Origin of the sequence: Acinetobacter sp. ANC 4216, assembly GCF_004331195.1 — a bacterium.
GTDB lineage: Bacteria > Pseudomonadota > Gammaproteobacteria > Pseudomonadales > Moraxellaceae > Acinetobacter > Acinetobacter kookii.
This window is the reverse complement of sequence record NZ_SJOC01000015.1, coordinates 82,735-101,549: the sequence shown is the minus strand read 5'-3', so window position 1 is coordinate 101,549 and position 18,815 is coordinate 82,735. Positions and strand designations below refer to the sequence as shown.

At 41.6% G+C, this 18,815-nt stretch carries 15 protein-coding genes and 1 pseudogene; 6 read left to right on the top strand and 10 right to left on the bottom strand.

Annotated elements, in window-relative coordinates; translation table 11 throughout:
* Positions 1-146, top strand: a pseudogene (locus E0H88_RS13005) (ISNCY family transposase); the annotation flags it as partial.
* Positions 147-681: 535 nt separating this feature from the next.
* Here the strand turns inward: E0H88_RS13005 and E0H88_RS13000 are convergent.
* The gene (locus E0H88_RS13000) at positions 682-1,008 is read right to left on the bottom strand and encodes a pyrimidine/purine nucleoside phosphorylase (RefSeq protein WP_131274485.1); all 327 of its coding nucleotides are present in this window, start codon (positions 1,006-1,008) and stop codon (positions 682-684) included.
* A gap of 476 nt (positions 1,009-1,484) precedes the next feature.
* On the opposite strand from E0H88_RS13000, the gene E0H88_RS12995 reads away from it, so the two are divergent.
* Positions 1,485-2,060 carry a DedA family protein gene (locus E0H88_RS12995; RefSeq protein ID WP_131274484.1) on the top strand — a complete coding sequence of 192 codons (576 nt, stop codon included), beginning with the start codon at positions 1,485-1,487 and terminating at the stop codon, positions 2,058-2,060.
* Positions 2,061-2,107: 47 nt separating this feature from the next.
* Here the strand turns inward: E0H88_RS12995 and coq7 are convergent, their stop codons facing one another.
* The gene (gene coq7, locus E0H88_RS12990) at positions 2,108-2,743 is read right to left on the bottom strand and encodes a 2-polyprenyl-3-methyl-6-methoxy-1,4-benzoquinone monooxygenase (RefSeq protein ID WP_092818263.1); all 636 of its coding nucleotides are present in this window, start codon (positions 2,741-2,743) and stop codon (positions 2,108-2,110) included.
* 4 nt (positions 2,744-2,747) lie between these two features.
* Positions 2,748-4,070 carry an MFS transporter gene (locus E0H88_RS12985; protein WP_131274483.1) on the bottom strand — a complete coding sequence of 441 codons (1,323 nt, stop codon included), beginning with the start codon at positions 4,068-4,070 and terminating at the stop codon, positions 2,748-2,750.
* Positions 4,071-4,247: 177 nt separating this feature from the next.
* On the opposite strand from E0H88_RS12985, the gene E0H88_RS12980 reads away from it, so the two are divergent.
* The 3 genes from E0H88_RS12980 to E0H88_RS12970 all read left to right on the top strand — a co-directional run bounded on the left by E0H88_RS12980 (position 4,248) and on the right by E0H88_RS12970 (position 12,886).
* On the top strand, positions 4,248-6,974 hold the full coding sequence (locus E0H88_RS12980) for an autotransporter assembly complex protein TamA (protein WP_131274482.1): 2,727 nt from the start codon (positions 4,248-4,250) through the stop codon (positions 6,972-6,974).
* A 38-nt stretch (positions 6,975-7,012) separates the two neighbouring features.
* Complete coding sequence (locus E0H88_RS12975) at positions 7,013-11,527, top strand: translocation/assembly module TamB domain-containing protein (RefSeq protein WP_131274481.1); 4,515 nt, start codon at positions 7,013-7,015, stop codon at positions 11,525-11,527.
* Between the two features lie 153 nt (positions 11,528-11,680).
* Complete coding sequence (locus tag E0H88_RS12970; protein WP_131274480.1) at positions 11,681-12,886, top strand: tyrosine-type recombinase/integrase; 1,206 nt, start codon at positions 11,681-11,683, stop codon at positions 12,884-12,886.
* Here E0H88_RS12970 and E0H88_RS12965 read toward each other — a convergent pair.
* The 7 genes from E0H88_RS12965 to E0H88_RS12935 all read right to left on the bottom strand — a co-directional run bounded on the left by E0H88_RS12965 (position 12,883) and on the right by E0H88_RS12935 (position 16,810).
* Positions 12,883-13,149 carry a helix-turn-helix domain-containing protein gene (locus E0H88_RS12965; protein ID WP_252152024.1) on the bottom strand — a complete coding sequence of 89 codons (267 nt, stop codon included), beginning with the start codon at positions 13,147-13,149 and terminating at the stop codon, positions 12,883-12,885. The genes E0H88_RS12970 and E0H88_RS12965 overlap by 4 nt on opposite strands.
* A complete protein-coding gene (locus E0H88_RS12960) occupies positions 13,139-13,651 on the bottom strand; it encodes a class I SAM-dependent methyltransferase (protein WP_131274479.1) in 513 nt (170 codons plus the stop codon). Before E0H88_RS12960 ends, E0H88_RS12965 begins: the two co-directional genes overlap by 11 nt.
* The gene (locus E0H88_RS12955) at positions 13,648-13,845 is read right to left on the bottom strand and encodes a hypothetical protein (RefSeq protein WP_131274478.1); all 198 of its coding nucleotides are present in this window, start codon (positions 13,843-13,845) and stop codon (positions 13,648-13,650) included. The genes E0H88_RS12960 and E0H88_RS12955 overlap by 4 nt, the downstream gene beginning before the upstream one ends.
* A gap of 142 nt (positions 13,846-13,987) precedes the next feature.
* Complete coding sequence (locus E0H88_RS12950) at positions 13,988-15,157, bottom strand: hypothetical protein (RefSeq protein ID WP_131274477.1); 1,170 nt, start codon at positions 15,155-15,157, stop codon at positions 13,988-13,990.
* Positions 15,154-16,227: an ATP-binding protein gene (locus E0H88_RS12945; protein WP_131274476.1), complete on the bottom strand. Its 1,074-nt coding sequence runs from the start codon at positions 16,225-16,227 to the stop codon at positions 15,154-15,156. Before E0H88_RS12945 ends, E0H88_RS12950 begins: the two co-directional genes overlap by 4 nt.
* Before the next feature lie 11 nt (positions 16,228-16,238).
* Positions 16,239-16,547 (bottom strand): hypothetical protein, encoded by a 309-nt coding sequence (locus tag E0H88_RS12940; RefSeq protein WP_131274475.1) that lies wholly within the window; start codon positions 16,545-16,547, stop codon positions 16,239-16,241.
* Positions 16,544-16,810: a hypothetical protein gene (locus E0H88_RS12935; RefSeq protein WP_131274474.1), complete on the bottom strand. Its 267-nt coding sequence runs from the start codon at positions 16,808-16,810 to the stop codon at positions 16,544-16,546. The genes E0H88_RS12940 and E0H88_RS12935 overlap by 4 nt, the downstream gene beginning before the upstream one ends.
* 268 nt (positions 16,811-17,078) lie before the next feature.
* Here E0H88_RS12935 and E0H88_RS12930 point away from each other — a divergent pair, with 268 nt between their 5' ends.
* Entirely contained in the window at positions 17,079-18,758 is a 1,680-nt protein-coding gene (locus E0H88_RS12930; RefSeq protein WP_131274473.1) for an SNIPE associated domain-containing protein, read from the top strand.
* Positions 18,759-18,815: the final 57 nt, after the last annotated feature.

The following is an 18,815-nucleotide window of genomic DNA, read 5'->3' as shown; positions in this document are numbered from 1 at the left end:
TGGTTGAGAATAAAAGATTAGGCTCGGTTCTAGCCCATATCCAGCAACAGCATGAAGAGTTGGAAAAACAGAATAAACGTTCCCGTCTCAAGAAAAGTATGCCGAGTCGTAAAGCTCAGAAAGCCATCATTGAACAAAGGAATTAAAATCCTGTTCTTGACTCTTGCAGTTAAAAACAGGACATTTTAAATGGTTTATCGCATAGACATTTTAATTGGTGAATAACAGTAATTTAAATAATTATGTAATATCAGTATGTTAACTTAAAATAAAAATCCATAAAATTTCCAAAAAACTGTCTTGGAAACAAGACGGTTTCTTTTTATTCTGAAGTGGAATATTTTGCCAATAAAAATGATTAATTTTAATCTAATTGAAACTTTTTTCAGTGTTTTCGGTCTTTCCACGGCAAAAATTATCCCCAATTTCTGCGGATAAATCTGGGACAATTTTTAATCGACTTTGTACGCATTTGCTCACATGAATTCAAGTTTATAGCTTCTAGTTGGAATAGTGGAAATTTCCTATGATGGATTCATCAGGAACAGGAAGTTCCACACAATAATAAGAATAACGATACGCACAAGGACTGTAAGGTACGACAGGAGTTATACCGAGCGAACCCATACGAAAAAGCCCGACAGGATGTCGGGCTTTTTTATGGTTGATTCATGGCCAAATTTAACGATCTTCCAGATGGCAAACATAATCAATAATGTCATCCGTGATAATTTTAAATTGGGTTTTTTTAGGCACATAAAAAGATTCACCCGCATAATAGGTTTGGCTCTGTTGATTGTTGCCAATCTGAACTAAGCACTTGCCTGAAACTATTTCTATGCGTTCAGCAACCAGCGTTTCAAAAACCAGAGGGTGTTCTGTGGGAAGAATCACACCTAAGGTCTTTTGGGTTCCATCTTTCAACTCAATCACATGACTGATAGAACAACCATCAAAATGGATGTTAGATTTTTTTTTGACAGAGACAAAATTGAACTGGGTAGACATACCTTGCTCCTTAAATTATTTTTGTTGTTGGTTTTTTTGTTATTTGTGCAGCTTGTATTTATTTTTATAAAGTATACGGATGAATTTTTTTATATGTTTTGGTCATCGTATTGTATAAATTTTACAAAAATAAAAGCTTTAAATGGCGCTATAAAAGCCTGTTTATCCCACTTAGATTTTAGACACGCGCTGTAAGTTAAAACTTACAAGAAAACAGGTCTATTGGGGATATTTTTAGATTCATTTTTTTTTGGGTGAAAAAGCTTTTTAAAAACAGTTTATTAAAGATAAATAAGATCTATAAGTAATGTCATGCCCATGACTAAGCTAAAAGCAACATATCTTGATGAGATCGATCAAGAAATCACTTTATTTTACTGATGAAATATAAATGCCTAATAAAGCAACCAGACTGATCTTTGTAATGAAGAGTGATCTGGCGATGATAGTAAAATTGTTATCAGGCACATTAAAAAATGAACTGGACTGATCTGCTGCAACATTATGGTTATCTCGCCATTTTTATTGGCACCCTATTTGAAGGTGAAACCGTCCTGATACTCGGTGCCTATGCGGTGCATCAGCATATTTTCCATTTTTGGCTGCTTATAATGGTCGCGATGGCGGGTAGTTTTGTTGGCGATCAATTTTACTATCAGATTGGTGCGCGTTATGGCCAGAAAATCATACAAAGCAAGCCGCAACTGGGGCAAAAATTTGCTCAGGCCAGCAGTGTCATCGACAATTATCCCGTGCTGACTATTTTATTGATGCGATTCGCGTGGGGACTTAGAACCATTTTACCCATCTCTATTGGAATTAAAGCTTATCCGCTAGGGAAATATATCCTAGTTAACCTGCTGGCCTGTTTTATCTGGGATTTTGTTGTTGTGAGTGTAGGTTTGCAGATCAGTCACTGGTTACATGCATTTTGGGCAAAAATACTGCCTTATCATCAGGATATTTATATTGTGCTGGCTGTGGTGGGCTGTATTTTACTGGCGCGGATGATTTATACGTTGCTCATTCAGCATAAACATTCAATTAAATAGGCATAAAAAAGCCCACATTCAAGTGAGCTCAATCATGCCAAAACAGATTAAATATAATAACTGGTCTTGGTCATCAGTTTGGAAATGGCTGTCATGGTAATCCGGACCGGTACTGGCAAATCTACACCGCCAGCATTCAATGCCGTATCTCTGTGGTGCAGTTCATCTTCATTCATTTGCACCAGTATTTTACGTGAACGTTCATCCTGTTCAGGCAACTGGCTGATGTGATGCTGTAAATGCAAGCTGACCTGACGTTCGGTTTCTGCCACAAAACCCAGGCTGTATTTGTCACCGGCAATACCGGCAATTGCACCCATGCCAAAAGACAGGCCATACCAAACCGGATTGAGCAAACTGGTATGGCTATCCAGTTCTTTTAAACGGTCTTCACACCAGGCCAGATGATCCTGTTCTTCAATTGCTGCCTGTTCCATTTCACGGCGTACATTGGGAAGTTTTGCAGTGAGTGCCTGACCATGATAAAGCGCCTGGGCACACACTTCACCACTATGATTGACTCGCATTAAACCTGCGACATGGCGTGCTTCGCTAACCCCTAATTTGGTTTCTGCATCATGGCCTGGATTTTCACGATGTGCAGAGGTTGTTCCGGGAACCAGACTGCGTAGCGCCTGGTCAAACGAATGAATAAATTTGTCGATACCGGTATATTGGCGCATAAAATTAATCCTCTAAAGCATCTTGTTGCTGTGCAGCAAGCATGGGCTTGAGCTTGAACAGGAGCCATGTAGTGAAAATGGCACTTAGAATCGCTGTGATACTAAAAAGTATTTTAATATCAATCTTAAATATACTTAAGATGATAATGGAGAATATTGCAGATGATACCATGAATACGGCATTGAGAATGTTGTTTGCAGCAACCACGCGGGCACGGTGTGATTTTGGCGAAAAGGCCTGCATCATGGCATAAAGCGGTACGATATAAAAACCGCCACTGATGCCGAGCAATGTCACAGCAAGCATGACATGATAATAACTCCAGCCTTGGGTAAAGACATCTTTTAAGCCGAGCATCTCGCCTGTACGTTCAGGAACAAAAGCCAAACTTGCTGCCAGATAAAAAGCAAACACAGTCAGGCCAACTGCCCCAATGGGAACCATCTTCAAATTGATTTCCGTACCGCCAATTCTGCGGCACAATAACGAACCCACGCCAATCCCGACAGAAAAGAAGGTTAATAGCAGGCTGACCACATTTTCAGAGGCATGCAGGTTTTGTTGAGTCAGCTGCGGAATCTGGGTGAGATAGGTCGCGCCATAAAACCAGTACCAGGAATTGCCCAATAAAATAAGAAACACCACCGGTAAACTTTTGGCATAGCCCAGAGTCTGAAAACTGGTTCTAAAAAAGTTCCAGTCAATTTGAACATCGGGTGCAGTCACTTTTTGCTTTAATACAAAACGGCTGGAGAGATAACCTAAAACGGCAATGGTTACGATGGTGAGGCTAATCCAGATCAGATTACCGTCAGATCCGGAAATGACCGCACCGCCTAAAATCATCCCGACCAAAATGGCAATCGAGGTTCCCGACTGAAATAAGGCATTGCCCGACATCAGTTCATTCGGTTTTAAAATCTCCGGCAAAATGGCATATTTGATTGGCCCGAAGAAGGTCGAGTGAGTGCCCATTAAAAATAAAGCCACCAATAACAGCCACAAATGCCCCAGTAGAAAGCCCGCAGAGCCAATCAGCATAATCACGATTTCAAGAATCTTGATGCCCCGTACCAGTTGTGAGCGTTCGTATTTATCGGCAATCTGTCCCGCTGTCGCAGAGAAAATGAAATAGGGTAAAATAAACAACAAGGCTGCGAGGTTATTCAGTGTACTGACACTAGCCGCTTGCTGATTGATCCAACCATAGGTAATGACCAGTAACAAGGCTTGTTTATAGACGTTGTCATTCAGGGCCCCGAAAAATTGAGTAACAAACATCGGTAAAAATCGACGTGTGCCTAAGAGATGTTCATTTTTTTCCATGGTTTCTGGGCTTCATTAAGTTTTATTAAGAAATGTGAGCATTTGGTAAAACACAATAAAAATCATGTATGATGTTTTCAACCTATACTTTTGGGAAAATTCCAATAGATTTGAGTTTGTTAGCAAGCTTTCATCGGACGTTTCCATTACAAATATTATATGAGTTTAGAGTTTTTTATGCTTTCAAAACCGAATTTTAAAAAGTCGGCACTTACTTTAAGTGTCAATTCCATTTTACAGTGGAACAATGAGCATAAACGATTCGGACTCAGTCTGGTATTCATGTTACTGGCTCAGCACAGTTTTGCACAAGTCAATCAGCCAAATCCTCCTCTCACTGAAGCAGAATTTCAGCAACAGCTCAAGAATGAAGCTGTTCAGCAGGGTATGAGCAGCAGTGCAGAACTGGAAAAACTGGAAAACCTTCAACAAAACCCGCCTGAACCTGACAGCCTGCAAATGCTGGAGCAGCAAGAGCAGGCAACACAGCCGCTGGAAGAATTCAAGCCGATTGAATTTGAGGATCTGGAAGAGCTGCCGATTACTCCTGTCAGTGCAGAAATGGCAAATGAAATTTTTCGGGTGGCTGAAGAGGCGAAACAGGAAGCTCAGCAATACCGTGCAGGTCAGGGCACCGAAGCGGTGGTTTCAGATGCCACGCAACAGGAACTGGTTGAAATCAATCAGGCACCGGTAAATATTGATCAGCTGATGTCGAATATTCAGGCCGATAGCCAGATTGTGGTTGAAGCCAATGCAGCCGGTAAAACCTTGCCTGAACTGGCACCCACTGATGAAATTGAAGAACCGAATTTCTTTAAACGCTGGTTATATAAAATACGTCCGCCGCGACAACTCAACACCGCCAAGCTGGATCGTATCAGTGCCGATGTGATTATTGTTCCTACGCTCAATAGTAGCGATGTGTCCGCCAAAGCTTATGCGCAGGCTATGGAAAATCTGAAAGAAAATATCAGGGCCAAACTTTCCAGCTTTACCCGGGAATCCTTCAGTGATTTTCCTTCAGCATTGCCGCAGCTGAGAACGCTGTCGAATCAGGCTGCACAAGCAGTCGGCTTTTACAATGCCGAATTTAAATTCGAGAAACTCAGTGAGAGTCGTGTCCGGGTCAGAGTGACGGCAAATGCACCGGTACAAATTAAAGCACAGAATATTGAATTTAGCGGTGCAGGACAAAATCAGCCCCAGTTTCAGGTGATTAGGCTTTTGCCCGATCAGGATGTAGGTGATATTTTCAATCATGGTCTATATGAAGAAACCAAAACCCGCATTGGCGATGCTGCCACCAATAATGGTTACTTTGACAGCTATTGGCGCCTGCATGATGTCAAAGTAGCCCAGCCGCAAAATACGGCCGATGTGAACCTGCGCTATGAAACGGGAGACCGCTACAAGTTAGGTCCAGTTGAATTCCGCATGAGTGATCCGTCACAGCCATTTCCGATTGACATGGATGTTCTGCAAAGCATGGTTTCCTGGGAAGATGGTGCCGATTATACCTTTTGGCGTGTCAATGGCTTAGCCAATAACCTCACCAACTCGCGTTATTTTAATTACACCTTGGTGGATGCAATACGGCCAGATCCAGTTGAAAAACCGCTGGAACTGCCACCCGATATTCAGGCTCTGGTCGATCAGCAGAAAATCTCTGAAAGTGAAGCTGCGGTTCAGGATAAAAAACAGGTCGCTTCTGCCAGAGAAGTGACCCAATCTGTAGCCGATGAAACCCAGTTTGCGGGTAGAGATGAAACTGAAGGTGACGAGAATCTGCGTCAAATGCGTGCAGAGCAGGAAACCAAACAATCTGAAGAAGAACGTTTAAAAGTTCAGGCACGTGAAGAGAAAAAGATTCCGGTAATCGTGACCTTGAATGCGGACCGTTTAAATAGTGCAGAACTGGGGGCGGGTTATGGTTCCGATACCGGAGCACGATTGCGTGCTCAGTACCGCCGTGCCATAGTCAACCGTCGTGGGCATTCTTTTGATGCCAACATGGAAATTTCGCAAATTCGCCAGTCTATAGACGGACGTTATAATATTCCCTATCACCATCCCATCAATGACTATATCAGTATCGTGGGTGGTTATGAACGTGAAGAACGTGATGACGTGGCACAGGGCAATAGCTTGATGATTGAATCTGCTGTGGCAGGTGCTGACAGAATTATTAAAAGACCGCGTGGTAGCTGGCAACATACTTTTGGTCTTCGCTATCGTTTGGACCAGATTTCCCAGCAAGGAACCATTAATGCCAATGAAATTCCGGATGCATTTATTGCCAATGCCAATGACCAGCAGCAATCCTTATTGTTGGGTTATGAAGCATCACTGACCACGAGTGATAAACGCGTAAACCCGGGTAAGGGCTTTAAACAGACCTATAAAGTGGAACTTGGCAGCGAGTCATTATTGTCCGATGCCGATATGGCCATTCTCAACGCAGGCTGGCGTTTTATTTATTCATTGGGTGAAAATGATAGTCACCAGTTTGTCGGGCGTGGCGATTTAGGTTATATCTTGACCCAGGATTTTAGCAAGGTGCCATATAACCTGCGTTATTTTACCGGGGGTGACCAGACAGTACGCGGTTTTGACTATAAAAGTCTATCGCCGGAAGAAAATGGATTTAAAATCGGTGGTCAGGCCCTGGCTGTGGGATCACTTGAATATAACTATCAATTTAAAGAAGGCTGGCGTGCAGCCATTTTTAGTGATGTCGGCAATGCTTACGATAAAGATTTTAATACGCCAACTGCCTATAGTGTGGGTTTGGGGCTGCGTTGGGCATCGCCAATTGGTCCTATCCGTATAGATGTGGCTTCAGGTATTTCTGATGACAATCATCCAATACGTCTGCATTTCTTTATTGGTTCACAATTATAAATGCTGGTTTTTATAAATTTTAGTTTTTAGAGAGTATTATGGCTGAAGTAGAACAGCAACCGGAAACGGAAACACCTAGACCGAAAAAGCGTCGTATTTTAAGGAGTGTACTGTTTACGCTGCTTATCGTGTTTGTGTTGCTGATTGCTTCTTTCGCCGTCATGTTTAGTACCGATAAAGGCAGCAAATTCCTGCTGGACCGTGTTTTAGAGCGTCAGCAGATTATTCATTATGAATATGAAGGCGGTAATCTGCTCAGTGGCATCATCTTAAAAAATATTTTAGTCACGCTCAAACCTGTCGACGTTAAAATCGACCGTGCAGATGTCACCCTGGGCTGGCGTGCCATCCTGAAAAAAGAAATTCATCTGAATCGTGCCGATGTGCGCAATCTGCAAATTATCAGCAAACATCCACCAAGTGATAAACCCTTTAAATTTAATGAAATCCGTTTGCCCTTTGTTTTGCGTTTAGATACGGCAGATGTCGATCATCTGTTAATTAAAACTGCTAGTTCCAGTGTAAAGTTCCACGATATCCACCTGAATAATGCGCTGTGGTCGGGTACCGAATTGAAGTTTGAAGATTCCCGGATGGATATGGACTATCTTTCCGTCAAAAATGCCAGCGGAAACATGAAATTTGAAGGGAAATATCCTTTAGATGCCGTGGGAGATCTGAACATACCTGCACTGCATAAAAGCCTGAATATTCATGATATCAAGGTGGTGGCAACAGGTTCCTTAGATACGATTCAGGCAGGCGTGGCGACTAATACCCCAGATTTATTGACCGGTTGGGTGGTGCTGCATCCGGTACGCAAACATGTGCCGATGTTTGGCGAGTTAAAGTTTAAAAATTACCATTGGCCTTTGCTGACGGAACAAAAACTGTATACCAAGAAAGGCGTGGCTAAATTTAATGGGGACATTCAGCGTTTAAATATCGACGCGATTACGGACTTAAGTGGCAAGAACATTCCGCAAGGCCAATATAACGGCAGCATGCATACCGACCTGGTACATCAGCTCGACATTAGCAATTTAAATGGCCAGCTGATGAATGGAGCGGTGAATGTTGCAGGTGTGGTGAGCTGGAAAGACCGTGTCACCTGGGACATGAATGGCCGTGTCGATAAAATTAATCCCAAAGACAAACTGATTCCGCAAATCATCCAGGATTTCTTGCCGCCTAGTCTGGATGCCAAAATTGCCTCTAAAGGCCGTCTGGAAAATGGCCTGCATTTAACTGCACTGGTTGATTTTGACCGCTATGAAACTTGGAACTTAAAGCTCGATCAGGACGAGCAAAAGGGCAAAAAACCCAATCCGATACTGCTGAATGTGGCCTGGCAAAATATTGATCGCGCCGTACCTTATGTGGGCTGGTTAAGCAGTAAATCGGGCGACGCAAAATTGGCGCTGGTTGAAGGCAGGCAGAATATTCATGTCGCCACTGCGGTGAGCAAAAATGATAAGGGATGGTTGCCTGAAGGCTTGTATACCGCACAGCTCAATTTCAAAAATAATGATTTAAATATCCCGAGTTTTAGTTATGTGGCGGGTAAAGGCAGTTTAAGCGGCAGTGCCAAAGTAGATTTGCCAACCAAAAAACGGCAATTGAAATGGAATGCCATTCTCAATGCCAAAGATTTTAATCCGCAAACGGTTGCAGCGGCTGCACCGGTGAATCTGCTCAATGGGCAAGTCAAAGCCAACGGTTTTGCCAAACCGAATCAGCAGATTATCCATCTGAACGGAATTAATTTAACCGGGCGTCTGGCGCAGCAAAATAATAACGAAACGGTACGTTTAACCGGACGTAGTACGGTCGCGATTCTGTTTAATGATCAGAAGGCAGGTGGCGCATTTAAAAGTTTTGCCGTCAATTATGACGGTGCACTCAATGCCAGTCAGATTCCGGCCAGCGAAGGCATGCTCAAGTTCAAAATCTCCGGTACGCCCGAACTGGTTAAAGTCGATGAGCTGAAACATTCAGGCATTGCCGGGAAAATTTATGCCAGTGGTCTGCTCCATCTTAAAAATGGTTTGGGCTGGAATATCAATGCATCCCTGGTACGTTTTAAACCGCATTATTTTGTCTCGTCTGTGCGTGGTGAATTGTCCGGTAATGTGAAAACTGAAGGGGTTTGGTCAGACAGCTTAAAACGTATTAATATCCAGAAACTGAATATCGCCGGTATTATCAACAATAAACCTGTGCGCGGAACAGGAAATTTGGCAATGGTGATTGATTCAAATCAAAAAGGCTTTTTGCCACAACAGTTTGAAGCCAATAATTTATATCTTTCTTACGCAAAAAATCAGGTTCAGGCCACAGGCAATGCACAGAACTTAAGACTGAAAATCAATGCACCGGCCTTGTATGAAATTTACAGCGGTCTGCGTGGTCGTGCCTATGGCTATTTGAATGTGCAATCCCAGCCACGCTTGCAGGCGACGGCCAATCTGGCCGTTGATGATTTTGGGTTTAACCAGTTATTCAGTGTTAAAAAGTTACGGATACAAGGTGAATTGCCGACTTCAGAGCTCACCCCGACGTTGATGACTGCGAAAATGGATAACTTACGTAGCGGTGCGCGTGAGATTCAGCATGGTGAAATTTCACTGGCGGGCACACGTAAAGCCCACATTCTGAAAATACAGGCGCAAAACCGGATTTCCAAATTCTATGTGCAATTGGCCGGTGGGTTTAATGCACAGAATGACTGGCTGGGGCAAATCCAGAACGGTGATTTTGATTCTTTACGTGCACGTTTGGTCCAACGTCAAAATGCTTCTGTGATTTATAGTTCTGCCAAAAGCGAATTGTTTGTCGGTGCACATTGCTGGTCGAGTCAGCAAAGCCAGTTGTGTTTTGACCAACCGATTCGGGTCAGTAAAACCAGAGGTAATGTTTCATTCATTACCCAAAATGTCGATTTAAATGATTTTGCTGCCTTTATGCCGGAAGGTCTGGAAATTACCGGTAAGGTCAATGGCTATGCCAAAGCCGCCTGGGTAAAAGGCGCTAAACCAAAAATTGATGCACGACTGGTGACACGTAGTGGCGTGATCGGGCTGGCAGCTGAAGATCCCCAAGATGTGGGTTCTACACTGAAGTATAATGAAATTGCAGTGGTGGCAAAAAGTGTCGCTGAGGGTTTACAGCTTCGTTTAGATGTAAAAACCCCTGAAATCGGTACCGGTTATGCCAATGTCATTATAGATCCTTATACAAAAAGTATGCCGATGCGCGGTGAGATCGCCTTCGATCAGGTACAACTGAAAGTCTTTAAGCCTTTTATTCAAGATGTTCGTTCAATGGCTGGCAACCTGTCTTTTGCCGGAAAGATTGGAGGTACCTTAACGCAGCCTTTATTTAATGGTGAAATGCGCCTGAAAGATGGTGCCATCAGCATGATTTCCTTGCCGGTGAATTTAACCAATATTCAGGTCTATTCTTCCATTCGCCAGGATCATGCCACCATTAACGGGGCATTTAACAGTGGTCAAGGTGCAGGCGCATTAACCGGCAGTGTAAACTGGAAAGATGATCCCCGCATTCAGTTGCATTTAAAAGGTGAAAACCTGCTTATGCGTCAGGCGCCGTTAATCACCGCTGTGGTTACTCCGGATTTGTCTTTAGATGTGCTGCCGTTTAAGAAGAAATTAAGCTTAAGCGGTAAGGTGGATGTGCCACGTGCCTTAATCTCGATGCCTGAAGCTTCTGCACCGGTAATCAATGTCTCTTCAGATGTACGAATCGTGCGTGAAGGACAAGATCAGCTGGCCATATTAAGAGCAGCCCGACCTTGGGATATCCGTGCCGATGTTATGGTTAACTTAGGTAATCAGGTGATTTTCCAGGGCTTTGATAGCCGTATTCCACTGGCAGGGCGTTTGTATCTGTCACAACGTGGACTTGAAACCGCTATGCGTGCCAATGGTGCAATAGGGGTCAGCCAACGGGTAAAAATTGAAGCGTATGGGCAAAGCCTGGATTTGAATCGTGCGATTGCACGTTTTAACGGTCCTTTATATAACCCGACTTTGGATATCGATGCCAATAAGACCGTACAGGGCAGCCTGGTTGGGGTGCGCGTAACAGGTACTGCAACCAGTCCGAATATTCAGGTCTATAACGATGCCGGATTGTCTGAACAGGAAGCCTTAAATGCCATTATTACCGGCCGTATTAATGAGGGGGCTAGTGGTATCAGTCAGGAGGCGGGCTTTAGGTCCGATGTCAACAATACCATTGCGGCTGCCGGAATCAGTATGGGCTTAGGTGGTACACGTGCTCTCACCAACCAGATTGGACGTACTTTTGGTCTGAGCGGTCTGGCGCTGGATGCACAGGGAACGGGAGATGATACTCAGGTCAGCGTGACAGGCTATATTACGCCGGACCTGTTTATCCGTTATGGTGTAGGGGTATTTACACCGGTCAACAAATTGACCCTGCGTTATCAAATGAACAAGCGTTTATATCTGGAAGCGAGCCAATCGCTGGAACGTGCGATCGACGTGTTCTATAACTGGCGTTTCTAATGATGGGAAAGGATGAATATTTGTAACTTGTTGTTATATTGAATATTTTACAGGTATTTGTCTACATTTATTTTTCTTGTGTAGACTATATGTAGACTGTTGAGTAATTTCAGCGATAAAATGCAAGTGTCGAATTTGTAAATTACCGCTGAAATGAAACTCAACAAATCTAATGTTGATGCTATTGCATTAACCGAAAAAGGGCAAGCCATCTATCGCGACTCAGACCTAATTGGTTTTGCAGTCCGAGCTACCACAAAAAGCAAATCTTATATTGTCGAGCGCCGGCATGCTGGAAAGTTATTCCGTGTGACGCTGGGTAAGACCAATGAGATTACACCTGTAGAAGCTAGAAAAAAAGCTCAGTCTATTTTGGCCGATATTGCCAATGGTGTTTTTGAGAAAAAGAAAGATGCCTTAAATAATGAGATAACCTTAAGCCAAGCTTTTGATCTGTACTTAAAGCAAAGAAAATTAAAACCGCTTTCTGTGAATACCTACAATCACTGCATCAATACCTTCCTTCCAGACTGGAAAGAACGGCCTATATTTGAAATCAATAAAAAGGATGTATTTGACCGGTTCATTAAGCTGACCGAATATAGCCCCACTCAAGCCAACCTTACTTTAAAAATGTTCGGGTCCATCTGGCGCTTCGCTCAAATCCATTGCTCAACCGATGAAAACCCAATCCTTAAACAAAACCCAGTTGATGTGATACCTGCGAAACGTGGCTGGAATAAAACCAAAGCACGCACACGCCACCTGGATGAAAGTAATATTCATGCTTTTTATAATGCAGTCCTAAATTACTTTACTGAACGTTCTTTGTATGAAGATGCCTCCAAGAATGCAACGCGTGATCTAGTACTATTTATTATGTACACCGGGTGTCGTAGAAATGAAGCTCAAACCCTAAAGTGGGAAAATGTAGACATTGAGAAAGGCTTATTTGTCTTTAAGGATCCAAAGAACGGTGATGACCATCTATTGCCAATGGGTGACCACTTATTTGAGATTATCAAACAGCGTTATGAGCTGCGAAGAAATGATTATGTTTTCCCGGGTTCTAATATGGCTTCAAACTCCAAGCACATTGCTGGTGCGCAAGGCTTGCTGAAAACTATTGGTGAGCAAACTGGTATCTATATTTCATTGCATGACTTGCGACGAACTTTCGCCACTATTTGCAATAATTTGGACTATGGCCCATATACCATTAAGCGACTACTCAACCATAGATCCGGTGCTAAAAATGATGTGACTGGTGGTTATGTGCAGGTATCACTCAAAAAATTACGGCTTGCAATGAATGACATTGAAGCCGTGTATCAGGGTAAGCTCAACTGCTTCGATTAAGAGGCGAGTTGAGCAGTATTCATTACTGTTTGACTTTGCTGATAGCTTAAAACATCAGCCTTTTTATAAGATACGCAGCGACCTACCTTGGTGTAAGGAATCCCACCACCCACACAGCGCAAGCGCTGCAAGGTGTGAACAGAGCAGGAGAGGTAAATTGCTACATCCTCCTGCGGAAACAATTGTTGATCTGATGCAGCAAGGAAGCGATCTAAACGCATATCTTTATCTTGCTGCGACATTTCATTTAGCTTAATTTTCACTTTTCACCTCCAATCTTTTAACTGCTTTGATTTCTGACATCTTCATAAAAGTAATCCAATGCGTATTTGCTCGTTTTCCACTAATGTGGCCAAAGACAGGTTTATGGATAGTCAACTCTAAAATTTCACTGACTTTAATTTGAGTTTCATTCCATTTAAAAATTAAAACCCCACCGGTGGCCAACACGCGAAAGCACTCTGCAAAACCTTTCCGAATATCTTCGCGCCAGTCCTCGTCCAGCCTTCCATACTTAAGAGCTAACCAACTTTGCTTGCCTGCACGTACCAGGTGGGGTGGATCCAAAACTACTAAATTAAATTGGCCATCACTAAAAGGCATATCACGGAAATCTAATTGAATGTCTGGCGCAATCTCTAAAGTACGACCATCACATAGAATATGGCTCTCAGAGCGGTTGTCACCGTAAACAACATTTGGGTTTTGGCGATCAAATTGCATCATGCGTGAGCCGCAGCAAGGATCAAGAATTTTGGCGTTCATGGAATCTCCTTGAGACTAGCTACCACATCAAAAGGCAATGTCAAATCAACATTTGCTTCTTCATTTCGAGCAATGTAGTCATTCACGATATGATAAATAAGCTTGGTTTCTTCATTATTGAATTGAGAGCCGGTGCCACCTATTACCCGAGCAGATAATGACTCACGAATATCTTTTGCTAATTCAATCTCCATCACACCCTCCATATCGCTTCTTTAAACTTCGCATCGGTGACTAAATCTTCGATTTCACCAATACCGACATTATTAAAAATATGTGTCATCTTTGCCCCGAACACAGTGAGTGTCCGGGTGATTGTGGAGTATTTGAAACTCATCAAGGCTCACCAATTACCGCAGTAAACGGATCCAATTCAAGTCGACGCTTCTTAACCAGTTTCATTAATCTTGGTTGAATTTCTTCATCACATGCCGAGACATCAATTTCTAAGCTATCCAGTTCAGTCAGGTCTTCAGCTTTTTGAATACGAACTGCGAGTGATGATTGAGCCTTAGGTGGATTAAGCTCGACCAGGCGTTTATTGATTGCATCAATTAATGGTTTGCGCTGTTCTTCGGTCCACGACTTTGTATATTTGATCTGGGCATTCACTTCTGCTGGGGTTGTAGCATTAGCCACTCGATCAAGTAGATCAGCCAGCAGCTCCTTATAAACAGCATCTTCATCAACTTGAATAGGTTGTTCTGTAGATTCATCTTTTTGAGATTGGATAAGTTTTTCAGCTTCTTCCTGTAATCGCTTAAGTTCGTCAACGCTTAAATCATTAGCTGGCTCAACCTTAGGTGTGTATTGCTCAGGATCAAGTTCAAGCAATTTATCTTCAGTCAGCTTGCACAAATGTTGTTGATCTTTTTGATCTAAGTGCCCATTTGCTAAAAATACGTGACGGAATGAAAGCACATCTTGAGTATTAGTAAACTGGGCAATCTGAGCTGTAAACTTCTCAACCAGTTTTACTGGATCAGTTTCAATGGCTTCGTCAAATGTCTTTTCTTCAACATCATTTGATGTTGAATTTTGGTTATTTGCAGCTGGTTCTTCTGTTTTACGGCTACGACGTTTTTTGGTTTTACCTGTATTGTCAATTGTTGGTGGATAAAAGATGTTCCGTCCAAACAGATCGCCAATTGCCTGCAGCTGTAGTTCAGCATTTTCTTTATCTGCTTGGGCGAAACCATTACGCACCGATGCGAAGTATTCCATGCATTGTTTGCTATATTTAACCTGGGAAATATGGTCGGGATGGACAATGAATATTTCCTGATCTTCCGCTACATCCTCAGGAGTTAAAGGCTTGGCAAATGTAATACCTGCCAATTCCATGGTTTCAACTTTGATGCAAAACTCATAGCCAGGTTTAGCAAAGATGTTGGCAGGGAACTGATCGATATCAGTGAATTCGATCAATTCACCTATAGCGCGGCACATGATATTCCGACCCGCCATCATTGCTGCAAAAGCTTCATTACTATTTAAAATATTCATGCTGACCATCCCTCCATATCTGATTTAGCCTGGCAGGCATTTAAAATTTGTTGTTCGTACTTTGTGCCTTTGAAGTAGGTAGCAGGACGATTAAGATCATTAATCTGGTTGGCATTTTGAATGTCTTTTAACGCAGCCTGATAATCATTTTCTAAACGTGCTTCATTCTCGGCATGTAACTGCTGCTCATTAGCCTGTTGTGCTTGTTGGGTACGCTGAATGATTGAGTGAATACCAGCGCATGTCTCATCAAACTTCTGCTGTTGAACATCGTGAAGGCTATTTAGTCCACGTTTGGCACAATACTTTTCAATATCAATCCCAGCTTGTTGCATAAGTGCTTCAAGTTCTAAGAATTGATTACCATTAATACACGCATCAGCAGATCCAGAGTTCAGCCATTGTTTGAGTAATATGCCAGCCTGTTCTGAAAGCAACATAGGTTCATTAAAAATACGGGTACGGTCTTTAGTTCTAACCGCATAGTTGTCATGGGTTAGATCCAAAACGGTAGTGAACTCATATTCAATCCCATCGCGCTGTTCAGCTTTCATGCCCACTTTTTCGACTTTCTTTTTACCGTTGCCTGCATCAACTTGAACGGTATCCATTTTGCTGCGCATGGTCACAATAATATTGATGCTGGACTGAAGCATTGCGTCAATAAACTTGCGATGGCGTGGAGTAACCTGACTCCATGCACCCCAGCTATTACCTTTGAAAGTGGTACTGGAAAGTTTGTCGACAATCTCCAAACATCCCCCAACGCCAGACCATTCATGAGTAATACTGTCCAGGATTAAGGTATCGAAACCTGCTTTCTCTGCAGCATGAATAGCATCAATAAACTTTTCAGGGGTGTAGGGTGGCTGAATATTTGCATGTTCAAATTCAACCACATCTTCATACAATTCAGCGCTACTGTTTTCTGTATCTGCTACTGCAATTCGTCCCCCAATTCCTTTGGCTAAAAGGAGTGCACCTAAGGTTTTACCTGAACCGGTTGGACCAGCAAGGGCAAGGCGTAATTTCGCGTTTTTGCGTTCGGCTTTCTTAAAAAATACTGACATGATAATTCCCCTTAAGCCCCAACCCAGCCCATACGTTTTTTGTACGCACGACGTTCACGCAATGGAATATGTGAACTCTGCAAACCAATGGCCAAAGCTTTACGACGTTGAAAAGCACGTTCACGGTCAAAGTTTTGACGGATCCAAGGCTTAGCAACTTGTTCCTCAAGAGTGACTTTTTGAAGCTCACCGGTTTTACGATCTTCAGCGAAGATGTCTTTACCTTGTTCAACATAAACAGTGTGGCCAAGACGCATGGACATGTTGTTTTGTTCAAAGCCACCCAGGTATTCAGAGAATTTTTGAGTAGAAGTAGTCATTTGCTTACCTCCATCTGAAACTTAACCGCCTGCACAGTCTGACGATCTACATCATCTGAACAACTACGGACCATGAATGGTGTTGCTAAAATTGGAGAACTAAAAACCACTACTGCAATCGCGTCACGCATAAAAGCTTTGAACTTATTGCGTTTATTCGCCTTAGCAATTTGCTGTGTAGAAGGCGGCTGCTGGTAAAGAATCCCTGTTGATGGGATATGGCCAAACGTAGGCGTTTGACTATGGGAAGGTGTTTGGTTCATACTTATCTCACTCTTTGAGTAAAAGTCCCGTCGGTCGAATGTCTGGGACTTTTTTTTGTTATCTGGTGAGATGTAATTTAGTATTTACTAAATATTTAGTCAATAGTTTTGCTAAATAAATTTAGTAAAATATTTAGTAAATAATAATATAGACAAAAGAAAACCTTTTCAAAGATATTGAATATTCAATAAAAAATATTTTCTAATAAGTTGAAAATAAGGAAATAATGTTTGAAAATTGGTTAAATTTTAATTAATAGATACAGCTATGGAATTTTTTCTTTTCTTTTTATTGATAGCTTCATGTGGTGTTATTTATTTCTTTTACACTAAGAATAAGGAACTTAAATCTAATGAAGAGGAACTCATAGAAAAGAATAAAAACTTGTCTATCAAGATAGGAAAGCTTGAAGCTCAAGCTAGTAGTGATTACCGACAAATCAGTGGGCTTTTAAATCAGAAAGAATTGCTTGAAAGTCGCTTACTTGAATTGGAAAAATATCAAGCTATTGTAGATGTCGTGAAATATATAGATTCTGAGAAGAAAAAATGTGCTGCAGAGATAGAAAATGATAAAGCTGTATGGCAGAAAGAATATCAATCTAATTTAAAATCACATGAAGCTTACAAGCGAACTATTGTGGCTGAAGCAGAAGCTTTTAAGGCCCAAATTAAAGAAAAAATTAAAACAGTAGAAATTTTCTTAGAAAAACATGCTCAAAAAACTATGTCTAACACAGAGCAACAAGCACAGAAAATACTTGGTGATTATTACAATTTAGCTCAGAAAACTATGGAGTTGAGTAAGACCAATAAGGCACTTGAGAATAAAATTCAGGGTTACAATGATGAATATCTATTACCTAATCAAGCAATACTTGATGATCTTATAGAGGGATATGAGTATTTAGATGCAGCTCAAAGATTAAAAACAATTAAATCCGAGATTAAAACTGCCATTAAGCACGGAGTTGTTGCTGAATGTGATTATGTTGAAGATATTAGAAAAACAACAGCTATCGCATTCATAACAAATTCTTTTAATAGTAAAGCGGATGTTCATGTATCACGTTTACGACATGATAATGTTGGTAAATTAATCGAGGCATTAAAAGATGATTATTTACTTTTAAATAATTATGGACAAGCTTTTAGAAATGCCAGAATCAATCCATCCTATTTAGCACTAAGAATTGAGGAGCTAAAATGGGCAGCATTAGTTTTAGAATTTAAAGAAAGAGAACGTGAAGAGCAGAGAGAGATTCGTGAGCAAATTCGTGAAGAAGAAAAAGCAAGAAAAGAATATGAACGTGCAATAAAAGAAGCAAGTAAAGAAGAAGATATATTGAAAAAGGCTTATGAAAAAGCAAGAAAGGAGTTCGAACAAGCAACAGATGATCAAAAATCTAAATATGATCAAAAAATGAATGAATTAATGCTTAAACTTCATGAAGCAGAGGAAAGAAATCAACGGGCTTTATCAATGGCCCAACAAACAAGAGCAGGACACGTGTATGTTATTTCGAATATTGGGTCATTTGGAGATGATGTCTTAAAACTTGGAATGACTAGACGTTTAGAGCCAATGGATCGCATTAGGGAGCTGGGAGATGCATCAGTTCCATTTACATTTGATGTTCATGCAATGATTTATAGTGAAGATGCTCCGACTCTAGAGAAAAAGCTTCATCATCATTTTAATCATGAGCGAGTTAATAAAGTTAATTATAAAAAAGAATTTTTCAGAACCTCCTTAACAGATGTGAAGAGCTACCTTGAAGAATTAGGTATACAAGCCAAATTCACTTTAAAAGCTGAAGCATTACAATATAGAGAGTCTTTAAAAATTGAACTCATGCCTGATGAAGAGCAACGAGAATTGGAAGATGCTATTGAAAAAATGGAATTAAAGCAGAAAGATTATGTTTTAGTTGAAGATGAAGACTAATCAAAAAGGCCAGCAAATGCTGGCCTTTTTGAAAGAAAACCCACCGCTGGGGTGGGT

Bases quoted from the DNA above. Each gene is read 5' to 3' on its own strand.
- E0H88_RS13000 (WP_131274485.1), bottom strand. From the start codon at position 1,008: ATGTCTACCCAGTTCAATTTTGTCTCTGTCAAAAAAAAATCTAACATC.
- E0H88_RS12995 (WP_131274484.1), top strand. From the start codon at position 1,485: ATGAACTGGACTGATCTGCTGCAACATTATGGTTATCTCGCCATTTTT.
- coq7 (WP_092818263.1), bottom strand. From the start codon at position 2,743: ATGCGCCAATATACCGGTATCGACAAATTTATTCATTCGTTTGACCAG.
- E0H88_RS12985 (WP_131274483.1), bottom strand. From the start codon at position 4,070: ATGGAAAAAAATGAACATCTCTTAGGCACACGTCGATTTTTACCGATG.
- E0H88_RS12980 (WP_131274482.1), top strand. From the start codon at position 4,248: ATGCTTTCAAAACCGAATTTTAAAAAGTCGGCACTTACTTTAAGTGTC.
- E0H88_RS12975 (WP_131274481.1), top strand. From the start codon at position 7,013: ATGGCTGAAGTAGAACAGCAACCGGAAACGGAAACACCTAGACCGAAA.
- E0H88_RS12970 (WP_131274480.1), top strand. From the start codon at position 11,681: ATGAAACTCAACAAATCTAATGTTGATGCTATTGCATTAACCGAAAAA.
- E0H88_RS12960 (WP_131274479.1), bottom strand. From the start codon at position 13,651: ATGAACGCCAAAATTCTTGATCCTTGCTGCGGCTCACGCATGATGCAA.
- E0H88_RS12955 (WP_131274478.1), bottom strand. From the start codon at position 13,845: ATGGAGATTGAATTAGCAAAAGATATTCGTGAGTCATTATCTGCTCGG.
- E0H88_RS12950 (WP_131274477.1), bottom strand. From the start codon at position 15,157: ATGAATATTTTAAATAGTAATGAAGCTTTTGCAGCAATGATGGCGGGT.
- E0H88_RS12945 (WP_131274476.1), bottom strand. From the start codon at position 16,227: ATGTCAGTATTTTTTAAGAAAGCCGAACGCAAAAACGCGAAATTACGC.
- E0H88_RS12940 (WP_131274475.1), bottom strand. From the start codon at position 16,547: ATGACTACTTCTACTCAAAAATTCTCTGAATACCTGGGTGGCTTTGAA.
- E0H88_RS12935 (WP_131274474.1), bottom strand. From the start codon at position 16,810: ATGAACCAAACACCTTCCCATAGTCAAACGCCTACGTTTGGCCATATC.
- E0H88_RS12930 (WP_131274473.1), top strand. From the start codon at position 17,079: ATGGAATTTTTTCTTTTCTTTTTATTGATAGCTTCATGTGGTGTTATT.